We start from the raw sequence: 26,569 nt of genomic DNA, 5'->3' as shown, positions 1-26,569 counted from the left end.
GCCTGTGCAGCCTACCTGGATAGGAATATGTACCGATTGGAAACGAAGGGCAAGACTTGCCGTGGCGAATATCCCGCCTGTTCAGGTATTCGAATGTAAAGGAGAGAACTGCATGTCCGGCCCATCCCTTAAATCCCCGTTTTCGCAAAAGCGAATATGGGTTTATTTGCTTTGCTTGCTCGTATTGGTCTATGTGCTTGTGTATATGCCAACTTCCTATGTGATTAATGCGCCAGGTAGCGCCAATGAGTTGAAGCCGATCGTTAGCGTATCGGGTGGCGATCCGACCGAAAAAGGCACATTTATGCTCACGACCGTGTCGATTAGTTATGCGAATACAGCGATGCTGATCGGTAGCTTATTTGATCCAGACGAAGAAATCGGTCCGAAGCCAGCTCAAAGTGATCGCAAAGAATACGCAGCCGAGCAGCTCTATTATATGAACAGTTCTCAATCCAATGCGATTGCTGCTGCTTACAAAAAAGCAGGGATTGCGTTCAAAATCGAACCTCAGTATGTGTTTGTCGTGAATGTGCCAGCGAGCAATACAACGATTCATGCTGGCGATAAATTCGTTCAGGTGGATGGACAGACCATCACATCGATTGAACAGCTGGAAAAGATGTTGAGTAGCAAAAAAGCAGGTGATGTCGTAAAAGTCGTTATCGACCGCGCAGGCACAACGGTAGAACAAAATATTAAACTGACCGAGTTTCAGGATGCGATCGGACGCGTGCGTGTCGGCTTCGGTGTATCGATCGGAGAAGTGCAAAAAGTGACGCCAGATGATCCAGCCCATGAAGTGAAATTTGCCGATACGAGCATCGGTGGCCCTTCCGCAGGCTTGATGTTTAGCCTGGAAATTTATAATCAATTGACACCAGGCGATCTGACCAAAGGTTACCGTATTGCCGGAACCGGAACGATTGACCCGGACGGTACAGTAGGTATTATCGGTGGTGTCCAGCACAAAGTCGTTGCTGCACAGAACAATGGAGCTGAAATCTTCCTTGTGCCGCAGGGCAATTATGCCGATGCGAAAGCACAGCTAGATCGTATGCATTCCACGATCAAGCTGATCCCGGTTCAGACGATGGATGATGCACTAAAGGCGATCGCGGCGTTGCCTGCTAAATCGTAATGATAAATAACACTAATCGCGATCAATAATATACTGAAAGAATACCAAAAAAGAGAAGACTCCTAGGAGTCTTCTCTTTAATTTAGGCAACAAATAAAAATATATCCCGACACCTTACAACACTAATCCAATGAACTCTCCACATGTTTAGGCTCATCAGCGCTCCCAAGATTTGTACGCTCCCGCGACGTTTCCCGTCCCGCACCAATCGGGCGCAATTCACCTGCCCGTCCAAGCCCAGTCGCAGGCATATTCACATAAATCGACTCATAGGCGCCATTTTCCACCATATACGTTTCATGATAAATTCCGACCGCTTGCGCTGCCCGTGATTTGCGATTGAAGTTTTGCCATGCGCTCAGATGCTTGGCGCTGTGGGCGTAATGTTCCAGCTGATCATAGGAACGCCAGTATTGCACAATCGACACGCCGCGCCCGGATATAAAAGAAGCACCATTCAGAAAACCAAGCTCCCGGTTCTCATACAGCTCTTTGAGCATAGGTCCCATCGCTTGCACGACAGGCAGCCATTGGCTGAACGCAAGCCATTTATTAATACGCACCCCAATAATAAACACGACGAACGGCCCTTCAATTGACGCTGACTGGCGACCTGGCATAATCGGATTCATCATTTTTGCCTCCTTATTGTCGTTTCAATCGATTGACATGCAGCTCGTAAAAGCCGCGAATATCAGTAGATGCATACAATCGTGCCGTTAAAAAAGCCCCATAAAACACCGTGAACAACAGTTTGACCGCTTCCTCAGCCTTCAGTTCAGAAGCAAGTGTACCTTCCGCTTGTGCCTGCACCATACATTGCTCAAAAAACAAATACAGATCCGGTGAGACGCTTGCTTCGCTCTCCTGATCGGGAAACAACAGATGAATTTCCGCTTCACTAAGCTCCGGCATACAAGGATGCATATCGACCTGTGCTAAAAAGGCGATCAGACTTGGCATCACACCTGGCGTATGCTGGTGCCAGTCTGCTACGCTGTCCAGCACATGCCACACCGCATCAAAGCCTTGCTTTTCATTCCGCTGAATCTCCAATAGGCGCTCGGTTAACCAGATTCGCATAAAATAGACGAGCAGCGCTTCCTTTTGCGGAAAACATTTGAAAAATGTAACTTTGGACAGCTCTGCTTCCTGGCAAATTTCATCGACCATAATGTCGCCAAATTTACGCGTCTTCATCATAGATAGTCCGGTTTCGTAGAGCTGGATCCGGGTTCTTGCTTTTTTTATATCTCGTAAAGAATGACGTTGTTGTACCAATGACACACCTTCTTTTTTTGTTTCGGTTAACTTCTATAAATTAGTTTACTTAAGTTAACTTAATAGTGCAATCATTAAAATATACAATAAAGAAAAAGAGCGCTGACTTCTCATGTCAGCGCCCTGTTAAAATGCTATTCCATACAATTTGATGAGCAATGTTTGTTTACGAATTTACGAAGTGAAGTATCTCAATCTTTCCCAGTAAAGGAATCTACCAAAAACGTTTACTTCGTAGATTCGTTTGCAAACTGTCAGCCTGTCTCTGTATTTTTACCGGAGTGGGTCACTGCTCACTTGATATATTGCACACAAACTCGATCCAGCCTTTATACATATCTGACGATAGATGTGAACTACCTGATCTAGCTCCTATCGCACCTGTACAGGCGGATAATAATAATCAGAGTAAATATCACGCATCTGCTGTACTGTAAATCCTGCTGCTTGCATAACAGTTGCCTGAATATCCAATGTCATCTGCGGATGATCGCTATCCACTGCTCGCATGATAATCGGCAGAGAAGCGGTAGTTTTCATTTGTTTCAGCAAACTCCGTCCCCGATCGGTAAAACCAAGCACTCGCAAATAACCCGGACCACGGCGTAACATGGACTCATGCAACAGCTCCCGGCGATGACCGAGCAATAGATGGGCGAGCAAACGCTGTAACCGCGCGCGAGTATACCGTTTCGTTTTTAAGCTATCGATCAACTGGCTCACTGACGCTTCCCGTAAGGAGGGCAACAAGCGTTTTAGTCGATGCTCGATGCCTTCGTTCATATCATAGTAGTCAGCTAACACCGTAGGAGACGATGTGGCGATCAATTGCAGTAGAGGCAGCCATAGACTGTCCATTTGCACCGGACCGCGTCCAGCAGCCATCTCGCGCTGCATAATCGCTAATGTAGTGGGTGGCACATAGGAAGCTACACGCTCTGGCTCATGCAGCAGCATGTGCCGGATCGATGTTGCGCTCGCAATCTGTTCATGGGTGGGCTTCAGATCATGATAACCCGACTGCTCTCGCTGAATCGTGAGCGGTATGATGCGGCTACCGAGCTGATGGATGGCCCGTATGTATTGCAGTCCCAGCGTATTGTTCGGCTGTTGCAGCATGGCGGCTGCCTCTGTGGATAGCAGGCCGGAAGCGGTAGCGGCACGACCGAGTGCAGCCGGATAGCTCATTCCTTGCTTAAGCTGCGCTCGAATCGCGTCGTTCAATGCTGGCGGCGCTTGCTCCATCAGCATCGCGACATCGTTCAAATGTTCCATTGTGCCTGCTTCACTGCCGAAGACAAGCTGATCCACTATGCCAGTCGCCTCCAGCACAGCTACAGCACCGTAGGCGAACCATTCAGCAGGCTGTACCGCATAAGCGGAAGGAAGCTCTAACACGACGTCACAGCCGGCACGTAGTGCCATTTCTGCACGCGCCCATTTGCTAAAGCTGGCAGGTTCGCCGCGCTGGGTGAATCCGCCGCTCATTACGGCTACAATCGCATCACAGCCGGTCAGCTGACGTGTGCGATCCAGATGGAGCTGATGTCCATAATGAAATGGATTATATTCAACGATAACGCCAGCAATATTCATGATGGTGTGCTCCTTTATAAGCTTCATAATATAATTATAATTAGTATGCGTGTAGCAGGTGGATGTATGGTACAATCAACGTTATCCGCTTTATTTCAATGGATGATGGAACTGTTCTGGATAGCGGCTGCTCCATTATACCGCATTCGTCTTTTGGAAGATGAAAAGCGGCTTCAATTCATAGGATCGACTGGAAAATAAACAGTGAAGCGCGAGTAGATTTGGACGAATTTTGGATGGATTTTAGGTGAATCACAACGACCAAAAACCCGCATCAACACTAGGAATCCCGCTACAGTAAAGGGATTTACCCTTACAGGTTGTTAAAATACAAAATTTGATTGACAAAAACCGCTATTCATTGGTAAAATAATTTTTGTTTGTTTGGAGTGATAACTATGCAATTCCAATTTCGAAAAATGGCGCAGAGCGATCAGCCTATAGAGTTTCACCAGACACTTGACTCCGAATTTGTAAAAACCGAACGCAATGATATACTGGCTGTACAACCTTTGCAGGCGGATTTGAAAGCACGGTACAGAGTCGATCAGGTCGTTGAAGTGAACGGAACGTTGAAGCTTGATTTGCAGGTGGCATGCGCTCGCTGTCTGAAGCCCGTTGATCTCCATCGCGAATTTCGCATGGATGAGGAATTCAGACACGGTGAAGAACCGGAAAATGTAGCGGAAGAAGATAATACAATATTCGTGAATAGCGATACGGTAGATCTTCGTCCTTATCTGGAGGAAGCTGCATTGGTGGACTTGCCGGCGGTTGTCCTGTGCAAGGACGATTGCAAAGGCTTGTGCCAGACATGCGGAGTCAACCTGAACGAACAGGATTGTGATTGCGATAACGAGCCGATCGATCCTCGATTGGCAGGGCTGAAAGATTTTTTCAAGTGATTTGATAACTCTGATCTCAGAGTGTTAAATGGCATTCAACTAGATGAAGGAGGTGTTTAACGATGGCAGTACCTCAACGGAGAACTTCCAAAACACGCCGTGACAAACGTCGTACACACTTTAAACTGGCAGTACCAGGTATGGTAAAATGCGAAAACTGCGGAGAAATGAAATTGTCTCACCGCGTTTGCAAAGTGTGCGGAACTTACAAGCAAAGAGAAATCGTACAACAGTAATTGTTGTAAAGGCAGCGTCTCGTCGTTTGATGAGACGCTGTTTTTTTTTGCGTAAAGGGGCCACTTCTTAGAGCTGGCGCGGTCTGACACCACAATTACATAATAACAGAACACTGCCCCTTTCTTTTTACGGAAATATGCTTTATACTACAATCTTAGTACCAGGTTCTAAAACGAAGCGATAATGTATGGAGCGATGCGTTTGCGTATCCTTCAGTACGTTTGGTTCTGTAAACGTGATGAAGAAACCGAATAGTTTATATAGATACAATGTATTGTGCTAATACATGAAGAAGCATCAGATAGGGGATAGGCTCGGGTGCTTCGGAAAATCCATCTGAAAGTGGGGGGAGGCTTTGTGACCATCGAACGATTGCCGAAAAGGCAACGCCAGCAGCGGCTCGTACAAATTATTGAGGATAACCCGTTTGTGACAGACCAGGAGCTGACTCGTCAGCTAAAGGTTAGTATTCAGACGATTCGTCTGGACCGAATGGAGCTGGGCATTCCCGAGCTGCGTGAGCGTATGAAGCTGATGGCCGAGCGTTCCTATGATCAGGTTCGATCCTTGCCACTGGATGAAGTGATCGGGGATATTGTAGATTTACAGCTGGACCGGAGTGGGATTTCGATTTTTGAGATTCGCGAAGAACATGTATTTTCGCGCAATCATATTGCACGGGGGCATCACATTTTTGCCCAGGCGAACTCGCTCGCTGTCGCTGTCATTAACGATGCGATTGCATTGACCGCATCCGCGGATCTGCGTTTTGTCCGTCCGGTCAATCTGGGTGAGAAATGTATTGCGAAAGCTTATGTACAAACAAGCCCGGCACGCCGAGGGAAAGCTAAGGTGGAAGTTTTGACTTATGTGGGGGAAGAAATGGTATTTCAGGGCAACTTTGTGATTTACCGATCAGATGGAGAAGAACACGATGAAGGAGGACTTGATCATGCGAATCGCGATTGACGCGATGGGGGGAGATCATGCTCCAGACACGAATGTACTGGGCGGCCTGGAGGCAGCCAGAGAGTGGAAGGATACGGAGATTATTCTTGTCGGTGACGAAGCGAAGATGAGGGCGCTATTGCCTGAAATTCCGTCTAATCTGAAGCTGGTACATGCTTCCGAAGTGATTGAGCCTGAAGACGAGCCGGTACGTTCGGTTCGCCGCAAAAAGGATGCTTCAATGGTCGTTGCAGGCCGAATGGTTAAAGAAGGACTGGCTGAGGCAATGATCTCCGCAGGCAATACCGGCGCACTGATGACGACAGGCTTGCTCGTCGTTGGACGTATCAAAGGGATCGAACGTCCGGCACTGGCACCGATCATTCCGACTATTGATGGCAAAGGCATGCTAGCGCTTGATCTGGGAGCTAATATGGACGCAACGCCAGAGCATCTGGCACAATATGCACTGATGGGCAGCATTTATCGGGAAAAGGTTCAGGGAGTATCTTCTCCGCGTGTTGGCTTGCTGAATGTAGGTACCGAAGCGAAGAAAGGCAATGAGCTTGTTAAAGAAGCGTATCCACTGCTTGAAGCGCTACCGATTCAATTTGTCGGTAACGTAGAGGCTCGTGATGTGCTGAACGGTGTATGCGATGTGCTCGTATGCGATGGATTTGCAGGTAATATTTTGCTTAAAACGATGGAAGGTACAGCAGCAGGCATCTTCTCGTTGCTGAAGCAGCAATTTTCCAAGTCGCTCAAGACCAAATTATCCGCTGCGCTCATTATGCCAGAGCTACGCAGCTTGCGTAACATTATGGATTACAAGGAGCATGGCGGTGCGCCGTTACTTGGACTGAATGGACTTGTGATCAAAGGTCATGGTTCTTCCGATACCGGTGCGATCAAGCATGCTGTGCGTCAGGCACGTATTGCGATTAAAGGAAATCTCGTTTCTAGCATTTCTCAAGAAGTTATCGGTTAATTGACGGTGTGCTTTGTGTTGTTGGATCGGGTGACACACTTACGATCCTGGCTCTATTGATCCTTACCCTATCGATAAGGAAATTCGCACGTATAGAAAAGAGTGACAACGATGAATGTTTTGCCAATCGGAATTATCGGCACAGGTAAATACGTGCCTGAAAAAATATTAACGAATGCCGACCTTGAAAAAATGGTCGAAACGAATGATGAGTGGATCGTCAGCCGTACAGGTATTCGTGAACGTCATATCGCGGCACCGGATCAAGCAACATCGGATCTGGCCTACGAAGCGGCAATTCAGGCGATCGAAAAGGCTGGCATGACAGCAGCCGATCTGGATCTGATTGTTGTCGCAACGATTACACCGGATATGTCCTTCCCGTCGACAGCTTGTATTTTGCAAGATAAGCTCGGTGCCAAAAAGGCAGCTGCGTTCGATCTGTCCGCAGCGTGCTCTGGATTTGTGTATGCGCTGGGTGCAGCGACAAGTATGCTCCAAATGGGAATGTACAAAAATGCACTCATTATCGGTGCAGATACATTATCACGCATTACTGACTACACAGATCGCAACACCTGTGTACTGTTCGGTGATGGTGCTGGCGCAGTCGTTATCGGCGAAGTAGGCGAAGGACGCGGCTTCAAAGCATTCGATCTCGGTGCGGAAGGCGCTGGCGGCGAGCTGCTCAAGCTGCCGGCTGGCGGTTCACGTACACCGGCTTCTGCCGATACGCTGGAAGCGAAACAGCATTTTATCCAGATGAGCGGTCGTGAAGTGTTCAAGTTTGCCGTGAAGGTAATGAACACAGCGACAGTGGATGTACTGAACAAAGCAGGCATGTCCAAAGACGAAATTGACCTGTTCATTCCGCATCAGGCGAACGTGCGTATTATCAACTCCGCGATGGAGCGTTTGAATTTGACGGAAGACCGCGTTATGATCAATGTGCAAAAGTATGCGAACACTTCGGCAGCTTCCATTCCACTAGCGCTGGTTGAAGCGGTAGAAGAAGGACGCATCAAAGAAGGCGACAAAGTAGTCATGGTCGGCTTCGGCGGTGGCCTCACATGGGGAGCATCCGTCATCGTCTGGTAACTTGTGTGATTCAGGAGGTAAAGGTCAAATGGGTAAAATAGCATTTGTATTCCCGGGTCAGGGAGCGCAAAAGGCAGGCATGGCAAAAGATGTCTACGATGCCAATCCTGCTGCTGCGCAATATTTTAATAAAGCGGATGAAGTGCTTGGCTTTGCGATCAGTAAGCTGGCATTTGAAGGTCCGGAAGATGAGTTAAAGCAGACTGCCAATACACAGCCTGCTCTGTTGACAGCTAGCATTACGCTGCTGGAAGCACTTAAGGCAAATGGCATTCAGCCGGATTATGTGGCTGGTCACAGTCTGGGTGAATACAGCGCACTTGTAGCAGCTGGTGTACTGTCATTTGAAGATGCGGTTGCGATCGTGCGTGCTCGTGGACAATTCATGGAGCAAGCGGTGCCTGCTGGACAGGGGGCGATGGCAGCTGTGCTCGGTGCAGAGCGTGCGGCACTGAGCGAGCTGTGTGCAGCCGTAACAGCGGATGGACATGCGGTTGAGCTTGCCAATGTGAACTGTCCGGGACAAATTGTCATTTCCGGTACGCGTGAGGGTGTCGAAGCGGTAGGTGCACGGGTAAAAGAGATTGGCGGCAAGCGTGCGATTCCGCTGGAAGTGAGTGGACCTTTCCATTCCTCCATGATGAAGCCTGCTGCCGAGCGTCTGGAAGAGCGTCTGCAAGGCGTTCCATTCCACGATGCATCCGTGCCCGTTGTAGCTAATGTTACCGCTCAATCGGTCACTTCTGGAGACGAAGTTCGCAAGCTGCTGGTGGAACAGGTGTATTCCCCTGTATTATGGGAGGATAGCGTGCGCTATCTGATCGAGCAGGGCGTAGATACATTTATCGAGATCGGTCCGGGCAATGTATTGACTGGATTAATTAAGAAAACAGACAAAGAGGTGCGTCTGTTTAACATCAGCAGTCTGGACAGCCTGGCTTCGCTGGAACTATAACGGTGAATGCTGGAGTTGTAAGAGCGAATATTTCGTGAAGGAGGTGCGTATGAATGAGTAAACCACTCGCAGGACAGTCTGCACTCGTTACCGGTGCATCTCGCGGCATTGGTCGTAGCATTGCACTCGCGCTAGCAGCAGCCGGAGCGGATGTAGCCGTGAACTATGCAGGCAGCGAAGCTGCGGCACAGGAGACGGTGCAGCAGATCGAAGCACTGGGTGTGAAAGCATTTGCTGTGAAGGCGAATGTGGGCGTAGCCGCTGAGGCAGAAGCGATGGTCAAGCAGGTGAGTGATACATTTGGCAAAATTGATATTTTGATCAATAATGCCGGTATTACACGCGACAACTTGATTATGCGGATGAAGGAAGAGGAGTTCGATCAGGTGATCGAAACGAATCTGAAAGGCGTGTTCAATTGTCTTAAAGCTGTAACGCGTCCGATGATGAAGCAGCGTTATGGCCGCATCGTCAACATTTCATCTGTCGTTGGTGTACTGGGGAATCCCGGACAAGCCAACTACGTTGCTGCTAAAGCAGGTGTCATTGGTCTGACCAAAGCATCTGCGCAGGAGCTTGCGTCCCGCGGCATTACCGTGAACTGCGTAGCCCCTGGTTTTATCGCTACCGATATGACGGATGAGCTGAACGAAGAGCAGAAGGGCCGTATTTTGGGCCAGATTCCGCTTGCACGTTTAGGTCAACCGGATGAAGTGGCACAGGTCGTCGGTTTCCTGGTGTCGCCTGCTGCTTCTTACATGACGGGCCAGACGTTACATGTTGATGGTGGCATGTACATGTAAGAAACAGGGTATGCTTACAGATGCCTGTATGGATTTTTAAGTATAATTTACGTATAATACTTGGAAGAGGAGGTGAACCGGATGTCTGATGTTTTGGAACGTGTAAAACGCATCGTTATCGACCGTTTAGGTGCTGACGAAGCTGATATTAAATTAGAATCTTCTTTCAAAGATGACCTTGGCGCAGATTCCCTCGATGTAGTGGAACTCGTTATGGAACTTGAAGAAGAGTTTGATCTTGAAATTTCTGATGAAGACGCGGAGAAAATTACGACCGTAGGTGAAGTTGTGAACTACATACAATCTCATACCTAAGGCTAAAAAGTCCCGTTACCTGCATATTTTTGCGGGTCGGGACTTCTCCTCATTCATGGCGTCTATCGGAATTGAACCAAAAATACACACATGCAGTCGATATGAGGTGAATGTGTTTGAAACATAGAGTGGTAATTACAGGTCTTGGAGTCACTACGGCTCTCGGTAAAGATAAAGATACATTCTGGAACAACCTGATGGCAGGTAAATCCGGAATTACCCCAATTGAGGGATTTGATGTTAGCGCCTATACGACACGCATTGCGGGTCAGGTGCATGATTTTAATCCAGAGGACTATCTGGAGCGCAAAGAAGCGCGCAAGCTGGACCGTTTCGTTCAGTTCGCCGTTGCTGCGACTGCCGAAGCCCTCAAGGATAGTAAACTGAATGTTAGCGAGGATACCGATCCCGAACGTGTGGGTGTCATTATTGGCTCCGGCATCGGCGGGCTGGGTACCTTCGAAGATCAGCATAGCGTTTTGCTGGAAAAAGGTCCAAAACGTGTGAGCCCTTTCTTTATCCCGATGATGATTGCAAACATGGCTTCCGGCCAGGTATCGATCATTCACGGAGCGAAAGGCCCGAATGTAGCGCCGGTAACGGCTTGTGCGAGCGGTAGCCATGCGATTGGCGATGCTTTCAAATTTATTCAATCTGGCGAAGCGGATGTGATGATCACAGGCGGCGCGGAAGCTACGATTCGTCCAACCGGACTGGCAGGCTTCTGCTCGATGCGGGCAATGTCGACGCGTAATGATGATCCAACGACAGCAAGCCGTCCATTTGATACAGGCCGTGATGGTTTTGTAATGGCGGAAGGATCGGGGATTCTGATTCTGGAATCGCTGGAGCACGCGCAGAAGCGCGGTGCACACATCTATGCTGAAGTGATCGGTTATGGACTGAGTGCTGATGCATTCCATATGACCGAGCCGAATCCAGATGGTCCAGCACGCTGCATGAAAATGGCGATGCGTACCGCTGGTATTCAGCCGGAAGATGTACAGTACATCAATGCACACGGTACATCCACTCCAGTCGGTGACAAATCGGAGACAAAAGCGATCAAAATGGCGCTTGGCGATCATGCCAGCCGGATTGCGGTCAGCTCTACCAAGTCGATGACCGGACACTTGCTTGGTGCTGCCGGTGGTGTCGAAGCTGTGATCTGTGCGCTGTCTTTGCAAAATCAGATCATTGCACCGACGATCAACCTGCATGATCAGGACCCGGAATGCGATCTGGATTATGTTCCGAATGTGGCACGCAAAGCCGATTTGAACATCGTAATGTCCAACTCTTTTGGATTCGGGGGACATAATGCCTCGATCGTCCTGAAGAAATTCGAAGCGTAAGGGGTCAGTTTCTTGAACGGAGATGTGAAACAGCTACAGCAACAAATTCAAATCCAGTTCCACAATCGCCAGTTGCTCAAGCAAGCGTTTACGCATGCTTCGTATGTGAACGAGCATCGGTTCAGTCAACATCAGGACAACGAGCGACTGGAGTTTCTTGGTGATGCGGTACTGGAACTGACGGTGTCGGAGTATCTGTATAACGAATATCCTGACCGCCCCGAAGGTGAGCTGACGAAGCTGCGTGCAGCGATCGTGTGTGAGCCTTCGCTGGTCAAGTTTGCGGAAGCGCTCGATTTCGGACGTTATGTGTTGCTAGGTAAAGGGGAGGAGCTGACCGGTGGACGGCAGCGCCCTGCTTTACTGGCAGACGTATTTGAATCGTTTATCGGAGCACTGTATCTGGATCAAGGTTTGGATGCAGTCAAGGTCTTCCTGGAAAAGCATGTGTTTGCAAGCCTTTCGCCTGGCGGTCAGCTGCACATGATGGATTTCAAAACCGAGTTGCAGGAGTTCACCCAGCATCACAATATGGGTGTACTGGAATACCGCATTATTGAGGAAAAAGGTCCTGCCCATGAGCGGGAGTTTGTCTCGGAAGTGTATATGGGGGATGAAAGCCTGGGTCAAGGATCAGGCCGTTCCAAAAAGGAAGCGGAACAGCGTGCAGCTGCGGCTGCCCTGAACCAGCTGAAGCTGAAATAACATCTCTCTTTTCTAGCGATTACAGGACAAACAAAGAGCAAAGAGCAGTCATTGCCCCCTTGCAAGTATACAAGAGGCACGACCGCTTTTTGCTCTTTTTCCATTGATGGCAAGGTACGCAATTATGCTACAATAGCAGTAGAGGTGAACAATACATTATGTTCCTGAAAAGAATTGAATTATCGGGTTTTAAATCATTTGCCGACAAAACAGAAATGGAGTTTGTCCAGGGCATTACCGCTGTCGTCGGACCAAACGGCAGTGGGAAAAGTAACATTTCCGATGGCATCCGCTGGGTGCTCGGTGAACAGTCTGCTAAATCGCTGCGTGGTGGCAAGATGGAAGATATTATTTTTGCCGGAAGCGATTCGCGCAAGCCTGTCAGCTATTCTGAAGTATCGCTGACGCTGGATAATGAAGATCAAGTGTTGCCGCTCGATTATAACGAGGTCACGATTACCCGTCGTGTGCATCGTAGCGGGGATAGTGAATATCTTATTAATCGTCAATCTTGTCGGCTGAAAGACATTACAGAGCTATTTATGGATACCGGTATCGGTAAAGAAGCGTATTCGATTATCGGACAGGGTCGTATTGAAGAGATTTTGAGCACGCGTTCTGAGGATCGTCGTGGGATCTTTGAGGAAGCTTCCGGTATTGTCAAATATAAATCACGCAAAAAAGAAGCGGTGCGCAAGCTCGATGATACCGAGCAAAATTTGCTGCGTATTTATGATCTGGTACATGAATTGGAAGACCAGATTGTACCGCTGCGTGAGCAATCGGAAAAGGCGATTCATTTTAAGCAGCTGAAAGAACAGCTTAAGCATCAAGAAATCGGTATGTATGTACATGACATCGAGCGTATTCATCGTACATGGACGGCTGCCGGTGAGCAGCTAGAGCGATATCAAAAGGCACAGCAAGCGCTCGCGAGTGTCGTTGCCGGACATGATGCGAAGCTGGAAGATGAGCGCACTGCACTCCGTGAAGCAGAGCAAACGGTAGAACGTCTGCAAGAACTATTACTACAATATAGTGAGCAAGCGGAGAAGGCAGAGGGTCAGGTCGAACTGCTCAAGGAACGCCGTCACAATTTGGAACAAAATCGCAAGCAGCTCGGTGTCGCACTGGAGCGAAGCGAAGAACGTACAAGTCAACGTACCGGGGAAACCGAGCAGCTGCAAGGTAAATTGTCTGAGCTGAATACACAGCTGGAGCAGCTACGTAACACATTGACTGCGGAAGAAGCACGTTTAAATGATATTAACGGTGGAATTAGTCAGCAGCAGGAAGAGAGCCTGAAAGGTGATTTACTGCAACTGATGAACGATATGGCACAGCTCCGCAATGAGATTCGTTATGCTGATCAGGAAACCGAGTCGACGCAGCGCCGGATGGCACGCGCCGAAAGCGAGTCTGGCAAGTGGCGTGAAGAGAAGCAGCGTCTGGAACAGAGTAAAGCGAAGCTGACAGCGCAGCTTGAGCAATTTGCCAAAGAGATTGCCGGTGTGCGTACCGATTATATTAAACAAAGCGAACAGCTGCATAGCTTGCAAAAATCAGCCGAGCAGCTGCAAGCATCGCTTCGCCAGTGGGAGCAGCGCCGTGAAGCGCTTATTTCAAGACGTGATACGATGCAGGAGATGCAGGAAGATTTTGAAGGCTTTATGCTGGGCGTTAAAGAAGTGCTCAAAGCTGCCCGTAATCACACATTGTCCGGTGTGCATGGCGCTGTCGCTGAACTGGTGCGAGTGCCGGAACATTTGGAGCAAGCGATGGAAACGGCACTCGGTGCATCGGTACAGCATATCGTCATGGAAAATGAAGATGTGTCCCGCCGAGCGATCGCTTTTCTCAAGCAGCGTCAGCTAGGACGGGCTACCTTCCTACCGCTGGACGTTATTCGTCCACGCCGTATCGGAGACAATGACAAGCGTCTGGCGGAAGGTGCCGAAGGCTTTGTTGGGATTGGTGCTGAGCTGGTGGAATATGACGAGCGTTATGCTTCAATCGTAGGCAGCTTGATCGGAAGCGTCGTGATCGCGGAAACGCTGGAGCATGCGAACCGGATCGCTGCCAAGCTTGGTTATCGCTACCGTGTGGTCACACTGGAAGGCGATGTGGTCAATGCAGGTGGTTCGATGACAGGTGGTAGCCAGTTTAAAAAGAACAACAATCTGCTTGGACGCAAGCGCCAGCTGGATCAGCTGGGCGAACACATTGCCGAGAGTGAGCAGGAAATTAAGCGTGTACGCCTTGAACAGGAAAGTGTACGCGAGCGACTGGAAGCGACGGAAAGCAAGCTGGATCGTCTGCGTGGGGATGGCGACCGTAAGCGTGGTGAAGAACAGCAGACCGCGGGTGAGTTGAAGCAGCTGGAGCATGAGTTCCGTCACGTGAATGAGCAATATGAGCTGTATGGACAGGAGAAAACCGCCTACACCTCAGAGCTTGATGCAATTGCTAAAAAGCGCAAAGAAGCCGAGCAAAAGCTGGCTGAGCTGCAAAAGCATGAGCAAACGCTACAAAACGATATTCAATCGGCTGAACAAAAGCGCAAATCAAACGAATCGGTCAAAGAGCAGTTGCAAGAACAGGTCACCGATCTGAAAATCCGCGAAGGGAAGCTGGCACAGGAAATTTTCTCACTCGAAGAGCAAATGTCCCGCACCCGTGAAGAATCGCATGATTACGGGCTTGAACTGGAAAGTAACCGCGAACAGCTTAGTAGACTCGAACGTGATTTGCAAAAAAATACGTCCGATCAGCAGCGTCAACAGGAGCAATTGGAGCGTCTGCGTCGTCAACGTACCGAAACAAGTAGCGAGCTAGAGCAAGCACGTGCGAAGCGTCTTGCTTTACAGCAAAAGCTGGAGCAGGAAGAGAATAAGACGCGTCAGCAGCGTAGTGAGTTGAAAGTAGTCGAAGACGATATGCGTAAAACGGAAATTCAAGTGAACCGTCTGGATGTGGAGTTGGAAAACATCATGGCGAAGCTGCTAGAAGAATACGAATTGACGTATGAACAGGCCAAACAGCGCTATGGACTACCAGAAGACGTTGCCGCAACTAGTGAAGAAGTGCGCGGCTTGAAGCGGCAAATTGTCGAGCTGGGTGAGGTCAATCTCGGTGCGATCGAGGAATACCAGCGTGTGAACGAACGCTATGAATTCCTGACGGTGCAGCAAAACGATCTGATTGAAGCGAAAACCGCTCTGTATCAGGTCATTAAGGAAATGGACGATGAAATGTCCAAACGTTTCAAGCATACGTTTGATGCGATTCGCGGTCAGTTTGGCACTGTGTTTACAAAGCTGTTTGGCGGCGGACGTGCAGATCTGATTTTGGCAGATCCGGAGCGGTTGCTGGAAACCGGTATTGATATCGTCGCTCAGCCGCCAGGTAAAAAATTGCAAAACCTGCAATTGCTCTCCGGTGGGGAGCGCGCACTGACTGCGATGGCGTTATTATTTGCTATTTTACAGGTGAAGCCCGTTCCGTTCTGCGTGCTAGATGAGGTGGAAGCGGCACTCGATGAAGCGAATGTAACGCGATTTGCTCAGTATTTACGCGAATTTGCCGGACAAACGCAATTTATTGTCGTGACGCACCGCAAAGGCACGATGGAAGAAGCGGACGTGTTATATGGCGTCACGATGGAAGAAGGCGGCGTATCCAAGCTTGTGTCTGTGCGCCTGGATGATGTGGACGAGGTGGAGATTGCCTGACTTTGGCGAAAGTGTGCGAGCGCTATGTACCTGTGTATCGTAAGAGTATGAACATGTACGAAAGCTCGTAAATGTGAGAGTAGCACTTCACTGTGGTAAGGAAATAAGCGGATTTGTTGCACGTCCTGGATTTGTTTTTCTTAAAATAAATACAAGCATGATCACTACGATGTTGACGGAGGAATCTCATGAGCTTTTTCAAAAAACTGCGGGAAAGCATTTCCCAGAAAACTGAAACCGTAACGCAGCAGTTCCGCGATGGTCTGGAAAAAACACGGAAAGGCTTGGTCGGAGCAGTAACCGATCTGGTCATTCGTCGCAAAAAGATCGATGAAGAATTTTACGAAGAGCTGGAAGAAATTCTGATCGGTGCTGACGTAGGCGTGAATACGGTGATGGAATTGATCGATGAATTGCGCGCTGAGGTGAAGAAAAGACGGATTGAGGATGCGGCAGATTTGCAGCCGGTACTGTCTGAGAAGCTGACCGAATTGCTACGCGGTGACGAGAATCCAGGTCTAAATATGAACCCGGATGGCATTACGGTCATTTTGTTTGTCGGCGTTAACGGTGTCGGTAAAACAACGACAATCGGTAAAATGGCACATCGCTTCCAACAGGAAGGCAAAAAAGTGATGCTGGCAGCTGGCGATACCTTCCGAGCGGGAGCGATTGAACAGCTGGAAGTATGGGGACAGCGGGCAGGCGTAGAAGTGATCAAGCAGCAAGCAGGCTCTGATCCAGCTGCTGTCATGTATGATGCTGTACGTGCAGCCAAGCAACGTAATGTGGATGTGCTGCTGTGTGATACCGCAGGTCGACTGCAAAACAAAACGAATTTGATGGACGAGCTAAACAAAATTTTCCGCGTTATTCAGCGTGAAATTCCCGATGCGCCGCATGAAGTGCTCATGGTGCTTGATGCAACGACCGGACAAAATGCGCTTAGCCAGGCGAAGCTATTTGGCGAAAAGAGTGGCGTAACCGGTCTTGTATTGACCAAACTCGATGGTACAGCGAAAGGCGGTATCGTGGTAGCGATTCGTCAGGAGCTGAATCTGCCTGTCAAATTTGTTGGTCTGGGCGAGAAGATCGGCGATCTGCAACCATTTGACAGCGAGCAGTTTGTCCATGCACTGTTTGCTGGACTCATTCAGGAAGAAGTGGAAAAAGAAGAAGAGCAGGCGTAAGGTTGCAAATTGATAAATTAGTAATATGCTAAGCTAGTGATCTAGTGATCTAGTGATCTAGTGATCTAGTGATCTAGTGATCTAGTGATCTAGTGATCTAGTGATCTAGTGATCTAGTGATCTAGTGATCTAGTGATCTAGTGATCTGGTGATCCAATCATCTAATAATCCAATGGGCTATTGGATTAGCGAATTAAAAGGTGACAGGCTAATGTTGTAGCGATACGGATTGTGTACAGCCTGTAACCGTTCATTTGTACGATTTCCAACGTTAACGATCCTAGTTATGCGATTTTCGATAAAATGTATGACATGATGATCCGTATAGTGGATGAACTGCATGGCAGATGATCGTCATGATAGCTTGATAATCGTTGCTATCATCAAAGTAGCGTCCTTACCGCATTGCAAAGCAACCGCCCGCGTGCTTGTTTATTAACAGGCACACAGGGGCGGTTGCTTTTTTCATTGAACCGTTATTTTCACGTAAGGTAGAAATATGACCTGCGAAAGAGTTACAATGGATACAGTACTACATACAATCTTAACTATAAAACACAAGATTTGTACTATAACATGGCAAAAGTCGTACATTTAGCGCTTATACCATGGGCTATGATCGATGTATGATCAGATGAACTGTAACCGATCATATCCCATCACCATGCTGGATACGAGACAATGACACAGAGACAGACAACGGACAGGATCAAGAGAGGAAGTGAATCATGGCCGATACGTATACGTATACACGCCGTGAAGAAGTGGCTAACGCCATTACCCACGGCATCGGAGCTGCACTTAGTGCGGCAGCACTCGTTATTTTAATTGTATTCGCAAGCTTGAAAGGTACACCGTGGCATATCGTCAGCTTTACCGTTTATGGATTCACCATGTTATTACTGTATAGCTGCTCCACGCTGGTGCACAGCTTCCGCGATGGTAAAGTAAAAGATTTATTCGAAATTTTCGATCATTCAGCGATCTATCTGTTTATTGCAGGCACATACACGCCATTTATGCTGCTAGCCGTCAAAGGCCCACTCGGCTGGTCGATCTTCGGTACAGTTTGGGGCATAGCTGTACTGGGCTGTGTATTTAAGGCGTTCTTCACAAAACGTTTCCTATTTATGTCTACAATCTTTTACCTGCTCATGGGCTGGCTCATCGTACTCGCATGGGGTCCATTAACCGCCTCCATCGCAACCGGAGGCATCATCCTGCTCGCCGCAGGTGGCATCCTGTACACGCTAGGTACTGTATTTTACGTATGGAGAGGCTTCCCTTTCCACCACGCCGTATGGCATCTATTCGTACTCGCAGGCAGCATCCTCCACTTCTTCGCCGTATTGTTCTACCTGTTGCCGTGGCGTTAAGGATTAGTCTATGGTGCGTATATACACTGAGAGCTAAGAAGAACCGGTGTAAACAGTCTCTCGTCTCATTATAGTTATTCGTATATACGCGGCTCAGATTATCACATATATGACTAACTCGCCTATATTGCTAACGAAAATAGACTGCTAATGCTAGCCATTCATACAGACATGCAGATTAATAAAGCCACCAGAAACGATCACAGAAGATATTATTCTGTCCGTTGCATGGTGGCTTTTGTATGTGTGAAAGAATCTTTTTGTTTATGATGTGTATTATGTATATTTTGTTTATACAGAAAGTTCTGTAAGAACATAAAATCCTTATTGTCATAGGAATCATGCCGTATAACTACTAATAAACTATTGAAGGTAACGCTTCAAAATTACTGCATTGATCCTAAATTCAATTTTAAAAGATTGCATGAGTAAAGCGCTATCTACTATACGATATACGATAAGAGGGGGAGGATAAAAGGGGTGTTTAGTTTGAGTTAACTTGTCAGGTGTAAGTTTCTTGAACTTTGAATGATGTATTGTCGTTTACTTTTGTAAAAGTGACTTTTCCTTGCACTTGATAAGCATTTGATCGAATGATGAGTGGCTATCGAATGATCGGTAATAGAAGTGAAATGAAATTTTTTCAAGCCTGATCATTTAAGTTATCATTTCACTCAGGCAATAAAAAGAACAACATATCATCTACGTAGTGCAATATAACCAATGCAATACGATCTGTACAATGTAATCGAACATCATACGATCTACGCACTGCCATACACTATCGTCTTTAAAATACATATGATGTAAACAGCAGAGAACGGAGGGAAGGAAATAAGGGAAAAGGACGACTTTGGAGGTTAGGAATCTACCTTATCTACCCATTCGTAGATTCCTAACCTCCACCTGAGGACGTTCCCTTATTCCTTACCGGAAGTGGTGATTGCGCCACCACCCTAGTAACAAAAAAGCACATCTATTAAATCCCCCAACGCATGCATAAATAAGTGCCCAAAAACCGCATAACACCATGCAAACTCCGCCAAAACTCAAAGCTTCTAAACACCTATCCACCCTCCTACATTCCCCTCCAAAACATGTTAAGGAAAAACACTTGACAACCCCTGTGGATTTGGATATGATATAAAACGTTGAACATCACTGTAAAGTGTTTTTCCTTGACGGAGGGAGTGCCCCGTATGAGTCAGGAGAATCGGCTCGAGAAAACGACCCGAATCAATTTATTGTTTGATTTTTACGAATCATTGCTGACAGACAAACAGCAAATGTTCCTGAAATATTATTTCCATGATGACTATTCACTGGGCGAGATTGCTGCTGAATTTAGCATCAGTCGTCAGGCCGTGTATGAGCACATCAAGCGTGCCGAACAGGTGCTGGAGATGTACGAAGATAAACTTGGACTCATGGACAAGCATTATCGTCGTTCGCGTGAGCTGGATAAGCTCAAGCAAAGTTTAAATGAGAGCGATCTGAACGACAGGCAATCAAGCGCTGTGCTTGGCTTGATCGAACAGCTTGAAGCGATCGATCGAATGGACTGAGTGAGTACGTGATAGGACTCTATTTCAAAATAGAACTGTAACACCAAATAAGGTATACTATAAAGATACCGCCCTTTTATATGAACTAGCGGTATGATGATATAATGAAATGATGCATTCCAAGCATGGGGTTATACAGGATCAAAGCAGGAAGTGAGGTGAAGACAACAATGGCATTTGAAGGATTAACAACACGACTGCAGAACGTATTCAGCAAGCTGCGCGGTAAAGGTAAAGTATCCGAAGAGGATGTAGGCGAAGCGATGCGCGAGGTACGACTTGCGCTGCTGGAAGCAGACGTTAACTTCAAGGTCGTTAAGGAATTCATCAGCAAGGTGAAGGAAAAAGCGATCGGTCAAGAAGTGATGGAGAGCTTCACACCTGGTATGGTCATTATCGATATCGTTAATAAAGAACTGACTGATCTGATGGGTGGCACACAGTCGAAGCTTGCGAAAGCGACGAAGCCGCCTACCGTGATCATGATGGTTGGTCTGCAAGGTGCGGGTAAAACAACCACATCTGGTAAACTGGCACGGATGTTACAAAAGCAAAACCACCGTCCATTGCTTGTAGCAGGCGATATTTATCGTCCAGCTGCGATCAAGCAGTTGCAAGTTCTCGGTGAGCAGATTAAAGTTCCTGTCTTCTCTATGGGCGATCAGACAAGCCCGGTTGAAATTGCTCGTCAAGCGATGGTGGAAGCGAAAGCTAACAACAATGACTACGTCATTATCGATACTGCCGGACGTCTTCATATCGATGAAGAGCTAATGGACGAGCTGCGCCAGATTCATGAACTGACGAATCCGGATGAAGTATTGCTCGTAGTCGATGCCATGACAGGTCAAGATGCGGTTAACGTTGCAGAGAATTTTAACAATCAGCTTGCCCTTACCGGTGTTGTATTGACGAAGCTGGATGGCGATACCCGCGGTGGTGCGGCGCTGTCTGTCAAAGCAGTAACCGGCTGTCCGATCAAGTTTGCGACTCTCGGCGAGAAGCTGGATGCGCTGGAAGTGTTCCATCCGGAACGTATGGCTTCCCGTATCCTCGGTATGGGTGACATGCTCTCCCTGATCGAGAAAGCGCAATTGAACATTGATGAATCAAAGGCAAAAGAAATGGAGCGCAAAATGCGCAACGCTGAATTTACCTTTGAAGATTTTCTGGAGCAGATGGAACAGGTCAAAAAGCTTGGACCACTGGATCAGATTATGGACATGCTGCCAGGCATGGGCAAAATGAAACAAACACAAAACTTGCAGGTCGATGACAAACAGGTGGGCCGCATTGAAGCGATTGTACACTCGATGACAATCAAAGAAAAGCAGCATCCTGAAGTGATCAACCATAGTCGCCGTAAACGTATTGCTGCCGGAAGCGGAACCTCGGTTGCTGAGGTAAACCGTCTGATCAAACAATTTGATGAGATGCGCCGTATGATGAAGCAATTCTCGGATATGATGGACCCGAAAGCGATGAAGGGCGGCAAAGGCAAGATGATGAAACAGATGCAAAAAATGACTAAAGGTGGCGGCGGAGGCTTTAAATTCCCGTTCCGTTAAGTTCTACTATGCAGCTGTGAAGACAATGAATCCTGCGTTTTCTTTATGAAGCGCTTGATAGAATAATGAATTAGTTTAAGGAGGTGAATTCTCTTGGCAGTACGCATTCGTCTGAAACGTATCGGTGCCCACAAAGCGCCTTTCTACCGTATCGTTGTTTCCGATTCCCGTTCTCCTCGTGATGGACGTTTTATCGAAGAAATCGGTACTTACAACCCGGTTGCAGAACCATCTGTAACTAAAATTGATGAAGAAAAAGCTCTGAAATGGCTTCAAGATGGAGCGCAAGCTTCTGATACTGTTCGCAACTTGCTTAGCAAAGCGGGCGTTATGAAAAAATTCCATGAGCTGAAACAGCAAAAATAATTGCTGATAAGCTTGGCCCTGTAAAGCGTTCGCTGGTTAACGCTGAATTGGCTGGTCGAAACGCGGTTTTGTATATACAGAACTGCGTTTTTGCGAGCAAATCGGCGACAGCGACGCATCAGGCTGTGACATTGCAGCCTGCTTGACACAACTGATTTTGCTTCGCAAAATATTGCCTATTCCGGAGGATGAAACGATGGAACAATTAGTAATCGTTATTGCTAAAGCTCTGGTGGATCATCCGGAAGATGTGTCTGTAAATGTGGTGGAAAAGGAAAACCTGATCGTATACGAACTGAGCGTCCATCCGGACGATGCCGGCAAAGTGATCGGCAAGCAAGGACGTATCGCCAAGGCACTCCGCACAGTAGTGACTTCCGCCGCTGTCAAAACACATAAACGGGTTACGGTTGATATCATGTCTTAAAAATGTACGAAAAAGGGCTAGGGTTACTCCTAGCCTTTTTTCGTACATTTTTTGTAATCACATGATGGTAGACGCTATACTCAATACGAATTTATATCACAGAGATACAAAGGAGAGCTACATGTCAAAACAATGGTTAAATGTAGGTAAAATCGTGAACACACATGGTATTCGCGGTGAGCTGAAAATATATCCAAATACAGATTTTCCAGAGGTACGTTTTGCGGCGGGTAACAAACTGATGATGGTAAATGAAGAAGCCGGCATTTCTCAGGTAGTTGAAATCCAAACATCACGTTTGCAAAAAAATATGTATGTCGTTCGCTTCAAAGGCTTTGGCAATATCAATGAGGTCGAGAAGTACAAAGGCTGCGAACTGCGCGTGTCGAAAGATGAAGCGGTTGAGCTGGAAGAAGACGAGTACTATTTTCACGAAATCATCGGCTGTGAAGTGATCACGGATGAAGGGCAGTCACTGGGTGTGATTCAGGAAATTTTGACACCGGGTGCGAATGATGTATGGGTAGTCAAGCCTGCGAAAGGCAAAGATATTTTGATCCCGTATATTCATAATGTTGTACAGGACATTAATATTGATGACAAAAAAATTATTGTGCACATCATGGAAGGTTTGCTGGAATGATGAAGATTGATGTATTGACCCTTTTTCCAGACATGTTTGCAGGTGTATTCGGCTCAAGCATTCTCGGTAAAGCGGCAGACAAAGGCATTGTGGAGCTGAATGCGATCAATTTTCGCACCTATTCGACGAGTAAGCATGGTACGGTCGATGATACGCCCTATGGCGGCGGTGGCGGAATGGTGTTGAAGCCTGATCCGATCTTTGCCGCTGTAGAAGATCGAGTATCCGATGAGGCTGTAAAGCCCCGCATTATTTTGATGTGTCCGCAGGGAGAAACGTTTACGCAGAAGAAGGCAGAAGAGCTGTCACAGGAACAGCATCTGATTTTCATCTGCGGTCATTATGAGGGCTATGACGAGCGCATTCGCGAGCATCTTGTCACCGACGAGCTATCGATTGGTGATTATGTTCTCACGGGCGGCGAAATCCCGGCTATGACCGTTGTAGACAGCGTTGTGCGCTTGCTGCCTGGTGTACTCGGCAATGAGAACAGCGCTGTAACCGATTCGTTCAGTACCGGGCTGCTGGAATATCCGCATTATACACGCCCGGCTGAATTTCGTGGGATGAAGGTGCCGGATGTATTGTTATCTGGTCATCATGCTAATGTGGAGAAATGGCGGCGTGAGCAGTCCTTGCTTCGTACATTGCAGCGCCGTCCTGATCTGTTAGAACAGGCAGAGCTGACGGAGACAGAGCGCCGCTGGCTTGCGCTCCAGAACAAACGTTCAGAAACGGAACAATCCTAAACGGAATGTAACGATGTGATAGATAGCGAGGCAGGTGCAGTCATGAACGTACTTCAAAAGATTGATTTCTCATGGAAAATGGAAAGTTGTAGTGATCCATTGTTTAGTTACGATGAAGATGGATTGAAAGTATCGTTTATGATCTTTTTGGGAGAAGAGATCCGAAAGGCAGATATCGGTAAATGGCTTTCTGTATATGATCTTCAGGATGAACTGCAAATTCCGGATAAGCTATATAATGATTCCGGTTATCGGATAGCGGAGTTCCGTTTTTCGGGTATGGATTCCCTATATTGCACCGATCGAGAATCCGGACTTGCCGTTTATGCGGATGTCGATCATGATCCGCCTGCTGTCTATCATGAAGTAGATACAGAACATCACATACTAGGCTATGTGTTTGCAGGGCATGACTTGTTTTTGTCGGTAAAAGCTCGGACATATGATATCGAGATCCATTCTTTATCATAAATAAAATGCTTGTATATCATGCTTTTTCTGGAGCAGTTCGCGCTGGGATGAAGGCTAACGCGGTGATCCTACAGGCAAGGTGAGAAGATAGGAGTTTGGAACATGTCAAATTCGAATGAAATAGCCGGGCATCCAAGCGGTTGGGTGCAGCAGCTGGGCAGTGATTTACGCAGCCAGGGGTACGCGTCTGTATTGCATCCGAATTTTAACGATCAGGATGCAGATACCATTATCGGTCAACTGCTGCCGGAGTTTAAATATTTACTGTATATTCATGCCGATGAACGCAAAAAATATTTTATTGCCGATTATGCAGGCCGTAATACAGTCATCAAGCTGCTAGAGCAAATGGAGCATAACAAAAAAAGTGCTCGACTGAATGTGCAGGAGTCTGACCGGGTCGGTTATAACCGCTATAGCGATGAGATTCAGCGGCTGAATGAGCTGCAAAAAATGCTGTTGCAGGAGCGTTTTGGCTGAGTATAAAATAAAGCGGATCATCCTTCAAAAAAGTGTTGTCAGCAGCTATGAATATATGGTATGATTCGAATGTTGTGTGAATACGATGGTCCTCTGCGATCAATGATGAGAAGACAATAGGTCTTCCTGAGACGCAAGAACATCTGTGCGGAAGGAGGGAGTCATAGATGAATATCATTCAGGCGATTACTCAAGATCAACTGCGTAACGATGTTCCAAATTTCCGTGCCGGTGACACTTTGAAAGTGCACGTTAAGGTTATTGAGGGAACTCGTGAGCGCGTTCAGTTGTTCGAAGGTGTTGTAATCAAACGTCAAGGTGGAGGCATTAGTGAGACTTTTACAGTTCGTAAAATCTCTTACGGTGTAGGTGTGGAAAGAACTTTCCCAGTACACTCCCCTAAGATTGATAAACTCGAAGTGGCTCGCCGTGGTAAAGTGCGTCGTGCGAAGCTGTACTATCTTCGTGAACTTCGCGGTAAAGCAGCGAGAATTAAAGAATTGCGCCGTTAATCCTTTGGGAGCTTCGGTTGAGAAGGGCTTGTTATACAAGCTCTTTTCTTTATTTTCAGAACTTTTCAATTGCATAGGCAAGTGGTTATTCCGCCTTACAGTTATACAGACACGGCATTTTTCCAGAGAAACCAACCTGGCAGTCAGCAACTGCGGAGCAGGATAACGAAAATGTATCCTGTACTGTCGATCGCTATGCATGATCGGTTTATTTCTGTGGCAAAATGACGCTACAACTGCAGACGGATTTTTTTGTATCATCATTATGTATACATTGTCATGCTATAATGGGAGCGGCGCTTGACAACGTAAATCCTTCAAAATTTGGTTTTTGCAAAATTGTGTGTAAAATAGATTAAGGAATCGTATAGGTACTTGGGTACATTGACACTGGAGTGTTTCCGGATGCATCATACTACCGGTACATATACAAAGCGCCAATTCAACCAGGAAAGAAGGCATTGCGATGGAGCAAGACAAACAAAATCAAAACCGGGCAGAAGCAGCTGAAGCTACAACTGTACAGGAACCTGTAGTTAGCAGTTTGCCCGAATCAGAGCAAAACCCTCCTAAAAAGAAAAAAAGTGAAGCAAAAGAATGGATTAAAGCGATAGTTGTTGCTCTTGTGCTTGTGATCATCATTCGCGGTTTCTTATTTGAGCCGTTTATTGTGGATGGTCCTTCGATGGAGTCGAACTTCTACACCAATGATCGTGTGATTGTAAACAAAATTTTGTATGATATCCGTCCTCCACATCCAGGTGAGGTTGTCGTACTGAAAGTTCCTTCACAAAATCGTGATTTTATTAAACGTGTCATCGCGGTTGGTGGCGATACAGTGAAGGTAGATGGCGATACGGTAACTGTAAATGGCAAGGCGATCAGTGAGCCATATATTCAGGCTGCGATTGATCATGCTCATGCACAGGGAAATAACTACAATATTAACAACTTCCCAACAGAGCAAATTCCAGATGGTAAAGTACCGCAAGGCTATGTGTTCGTTATGGGCGATAATCGTTCCAACAGCCAGGATAGCCGTATGATCGGTTATATTCCTCTGGGTGATATTATTGGACGGGCCGATGTAATCTTCTGGCCGCTGAGCAGAGCAGAATGGATTAATCATTATTGATTCGCTGCAACTGCTACTATTTTAGGAAG

The 26,569-nt window shown here is 47.2% G+C and carries 28 protein-coding genes; 25 read left to right on the top strand and 3 right to left on the bottom strand.

The annotated features are described in order from the left end of the window. Nucleotides 1–112: 112 nt before the first annotated feature. Nucleotides 113–1,141, top strand: a complete 1,029-nt coding sequence (locus tag AAHF22_RS01350) for a YlbL family protein (protein WP_347323167.1) — start codon at nucleotides 113–115, stop codon at nucleotides 1,139–1,141. Nucleotides 1,142–1,263: 122 nt separating this feature from the next. Here AAHF22_RS01350 and AAHF22_RS01345 read toward each other — a convergent pair whose 3' ends face one another. The 3 genes from AAHF22_RS01345 to AAHF22_RS01335 all read right to left on the bottom strand — a co-directional run bounded on the left by AAHF22_RS01345 (nucleotide 1,264) and on the right by AAHF22_RS01335 (nucleotide 4,018). Further along, nucleotides 1,264–1,773 (bottom strand): DUF4188 domain-containing protein, encoded by a 510-nt coding sequence (locus tag AAHF22_RS01345; protein ID WP_347323166.1) that lies wholly within the window; start codon nucleotides 1,771–1,773, stop codon nucleotides 1,264–1,266. Between the two features lie 13 nt (nucleotides 1,774–1,786). Then, complete coding sequence (locus AAHF22_RS01340) at nucleotides 1,787–2,341, bottom strand: TetR/AcrR family transcriptional regulator (RefSeq protein WP_347323165.1); 555 nt, start codon at nucleotides 2,339–2,341, stop codon at nucleotides 1,787–1,789. Nucleotides 2,342–2,794: 453 nt separating this feature from the next. Continuing rightward, nucleotides 2,795–4,018 carry a nucleotidyltransferase gene (locus AAHF22_RS01335; protein WP_347323164.1) on the bottom strand — a complete coding sequence of 408 codons (1,224 nt, stop codon included), beginning with the start codon at nucleotides 4,016–4,018 and terminating at the stop codon, nucleotides 2,795–2,797. A 66-nt stretch (nucleotides 4,019–4,084) separates the two neighbouring features. Here AAHF22_RS01335 and AAHF22_RS01330 point away from each other — a divergent pair, with 66 nt between their 5' ends. The 24 genes from AAHF22_RS01330 to lepB all read left to right on the top strand — a co-directional run bounded on the left by AAHF22_RS01330 (nucleotide 4,085) and on the right by lepB (nucleotide 26,540). Next, a complete protein-coding gene (locus AAHF22_RS01330) occupies nucleotides 4,085–4,219 on the top strand; it encodes a hypothetical protein (protein WP_347323163.1) in 135 nt (44 codons plus the stop codon). Nucleotides 4,220–4,416: 197 nt separating this feature from the next. Beyond that, complete coding sequence (locus tag AAHF22_RS01325) at nucleotides 4,417–4,923, top strand: YceD family protein (RefSeq protein WP_347323162.1); 507 nt, start codon at nucleotides 4,417–4,419, stop codon at nucleotides 4,921–4,923. A gap of 62 nt (nucleotides 4,924–4,985) precedes the next feature. Continuing rightward, entirely contained in the window at nucleotides 4,986–5,159 is a 174-nt protein-coding gene (gene rpmF, locus AAHF22_RS01320; protein ID WP_081604133.1) for a 50S ribosomal protein L32, read from the top strand. A gap of 373 nt (nucleotides 5,160–5,532) precedes the next feature. Beyond that, a complete protein-coding gene (gene fapR, locus AAHF22_RS01315; protein ID WP_347323541.1) occupies nucleotides 5,533–6,129 on the top strand; it encodes a transcription factor FapR in 597 nt (198 codons plus the stop codon). Then, on the top strand, nucleotides 6,113–7,096 hold the full coding sequence (gene plsX / locus AAHF22_RS01310) for a phosphate acyltransferase PlsX (protein WP_347323161.1): 984 nt from the start codon (nucleotides 6,113–6,115) through the stop codon (nucleotides 7,094–7,096). The genes fapR and plsX overlap by 17 nt, the downstream gene beginning before the upstream one ends. 111 nt (nucleotides 7,097–7,207) lie before the next feature. Further along, nucleotides 7,208–8,194 (top strand): beta-ketoacyl-ACP synthase III, encoded by a 987-nt coding sequence (locus AAHF22_RS01305; RefSeq protein ID WP_347323160.1) that lies wholly within the window; start codon nucleotides 7,208–7,210, stop codon nucleotides 8,192–8,194. Nucleotides 8,195–8,222: 28 nt separating this feature from the next. Continuing rightward, nucleotides 8,223–9,149 (top strand): ACP S-malonyltransferase, encoded by a 927-nt coding sequence (fabD, locus tag AAHF22_RS01300; RefSeq protein ID WP_347323159.1) that lies wholly within the window; start codon nucleotides 8,223–8,225, stop codon nucleotides 9,147–9,149. A gap of 53 nt (nucleotides 9,150–9,202) precedes the next feature. Continuing rightward, complete coding sequence (fabG, locus tag AAHF22_RS01295; RefSeq protein WP_347323158.1) at nucleotides 9,203–9,952, top strand: 3-oxoacyl-[acyl-carrier-protein] reductase; 750 nt, start codon at nucleotides 9,203–9,205, stop codon at nucleotides 9,950–9,952. An 81-nt stretch (nucleotides 9,953–10,033) separates the two neighbouring features. Beyond that, entirely contained in the window at nucleotides 10,034–10,267 is a 234-nt protein-coding gene (gene acpP, locus AAHF22_RS01290) for an acyl carrier protein (RefSeq protein WP_188776605.1), read from the top strand. Between the two features lie 116 nt (nucleotides 10,268–10,383). Further along, on the top strand, nucleotides 10,384–11,622 hold the full coding sequence (gene fabF, locus AAHF22_RS01285) for a beta-ketoacyl-ACP synthase II (RefSeq protein ID WP_347323157.1): 1,239 nt from the start codon (nucleotides 10,384–10,386) through the stop codon (nucleotides 11,620–11,622). A 12-nt stretch (nucleotides 11,623–11,634) separates the two neighbouring features. After that, nucleotides 11,635–12,327: a ribonuclease III gene (gene rnc, locus AAHF22_RS01280; protein WP_347323156.1), complete on the top strand. Its 693-nt coding sequence runs from the start codon at nucleotides 11,635–11,637 to the stop codon at nucleotides 12,325–12,327. A 158-nt stretch (nucleotides 12,328–12,485) separates the two neighbouring features. After that, nucleotides 12,486–16,058, top strand: coding sequence for a chromosome segregation protein SMC (smc, locus tag AAHF22_RS01275; protein ID WP_347323155.1), 3,573 nt, complete (start codon nucleotides 12,486–12,488; stop codon nucleotides 16,056–16,058). Between the two features lie 188 nt (nucleotides 16,059–16,246). After that, nucleotides 16,247–17,248 carry a signal recognition particle-docking protein FtsY gene (ftsY, locus tag AAHF22_RS01270; RefSeq protein WP_347323154.1) on the top strand — a complete coding sequence of 334 codons (1,002 nt, stop codon included), beginning with the start codon at nucleotides 16,247–16,249 and terminating at the stop codon, nucleotides 17,246–17,248. Nucleotides 17,249–17,976: 728 nt separating this feature from the next. Continuing rightward, complete coding sequence (trhA, locus tag AAHF22_RS01265) at nucleotides 17,977–18,624, top strand: PAQR family membrane homeostasis protein TrhA (protein ID WP_347323153.1); 648 nt, start codon at nucleotides 17,977–17,979, stop codon at nucleotides 18,622–18,624. A 1,199-nt stretch (nucleotides 18,625–19,823) separates the two neighbouring features. After that, nucleotides 19,824–20,189, top strand: a complete 366-nt coding sequence (locus AAHF22_RS01260; RefSeq protein ID WP_347323152.1) for a putative DNA-binding protein — start codon at nucleotides 19,824–19,826, stop codon at nucleotides 20,187–20,189. 170 nt (nucleotides 20,190–20,359) lie between these two features. Then, a complete protein-coding gene (ffh, locus tag AAHF22_RS01255) occupies nucleotides 20,360–21,757 on the top strand; it encodes a signal recognition particle protein (protein ID WP_347323540.1) in 1,398 nt (465 codons plus the stop codon). A 93-nt stretch (nucleotides 21,758–21,850) separates the two neighbouring features. Further along, nucleotides 21,851–22,123 (top strand): 30S ribosomal protein S16, encoded by a 273-nt coding sequence (gene rpsP, locus AAHF22_RS01250; protein ID WP_046215335.1) that lies wholly within the window; start codon nucleotides 21,851–21,853, stop codon nucleotides 22,121–22,123. A 196-nt stretch (nucleotides 22,124–22,319) separates the two neighbouring features. After that, nucleotides 22,320–22,550, top strand: a complete 231-nt coding sequence (locus tag AAHF22_RS01245; RefSeq protein WP_188776614.1) for a KH domain-containing protein — start codon at nucleotides 22,320–22,322, stop codon at nucleotides 22,548–22,550. A gap of 121 nt (nucleotides 22,551–22,671) precedes the next feature. After that, the gene (gene rimM / locus AAHF22_RS01240) at nucleotides 22,672–23,193 is read left to right on the top strand and encodes a ribosome maturation factor RimM (RefSeq protein WP_347323151.1); all 522 of its coding nucleotides are present in this window, start codon (nucleotides 22,672–22,674) and stop codon (nucleotides 23,191–23,193) included. Next, entirely contained in the window at nucleotides 23,193–23,942 is a 750-nt protein-coding gene (trmD, locus tag AAHF22_RS01235; protein WP_347323539.1) for a tRNA (guanosine(37)-N1)-methyltransferase TrmD, read from the top strand. Before rimM ends, trmD begins: the two co-directional genes overlap by 1 nt. Before the next feature lie 42 nt (nucleotides 23,943–23,984). Further along, a complete protein-coding gene (locus tag AAHF22_RS01230) occupies nucleotides 23,985–24,413 on the top strand; it encodes a hypothetical protein (RefSeq protein WP_347323150.1) in 429 nt (142 codons plus the stop codon). Between the two features lie 102 nt (nucleotides 24,414–24,515). Then, complete coding sequence (locus tag AAHF22_RS01225) at nucleotides 24,516–24,893, top strand: hypothetical protein (protein ID WP_347323149.1); 378 nt, start codon at nucleotides 24,516–24,518, stop codon at nucleotides 24,891–24,893. A gap of 167 nt (nucleotides 24,894–25,060) precedes the next feature. Beyond that, on the top strand, nucleotides 25,061–25,405 hold the full coding sequence (rplS, locus tag AAHF22_RS01220) for a 50S ribosomal protein L19 (RefSeq protein WP_347323148.1): 345 nt from the start codon (nucleotides 25,061–25,063) through the stop codon (nucleotides 25,403–25,405). Between the two features lie 466 nt (nucleotides 25,406–25,871). Further along, nucleotides 25,872–26,540: a signal peptidase I gene (lepB, locus tag AAHF22_RS01215; protein WP_347323147.1), complete on the top strand. Its 669-nt coding sequence runs from the start codon at nucleotides 25,872–25,874 to the stop codon at nucleotides 26,538–26,540. The last annotated feature ends 29 nt before the right edge of the window (nucleotides 26,541–26,569 follow it).

This window comes from Paenibacillus wenxiniae, from assembly GCF_039822605.1.
Lineage (GTDB): Bacteria > Bacillota > Bacilli > Paenibacillales > Paenibacillaceae > Saccharibacillus > Saccharibacillus wenxiniae.
The sequence above is the reverse complement of the archived record's forward strand: the minus strand, read 5'-3'. Positions and strand labels throughout refer to the sequence as shown.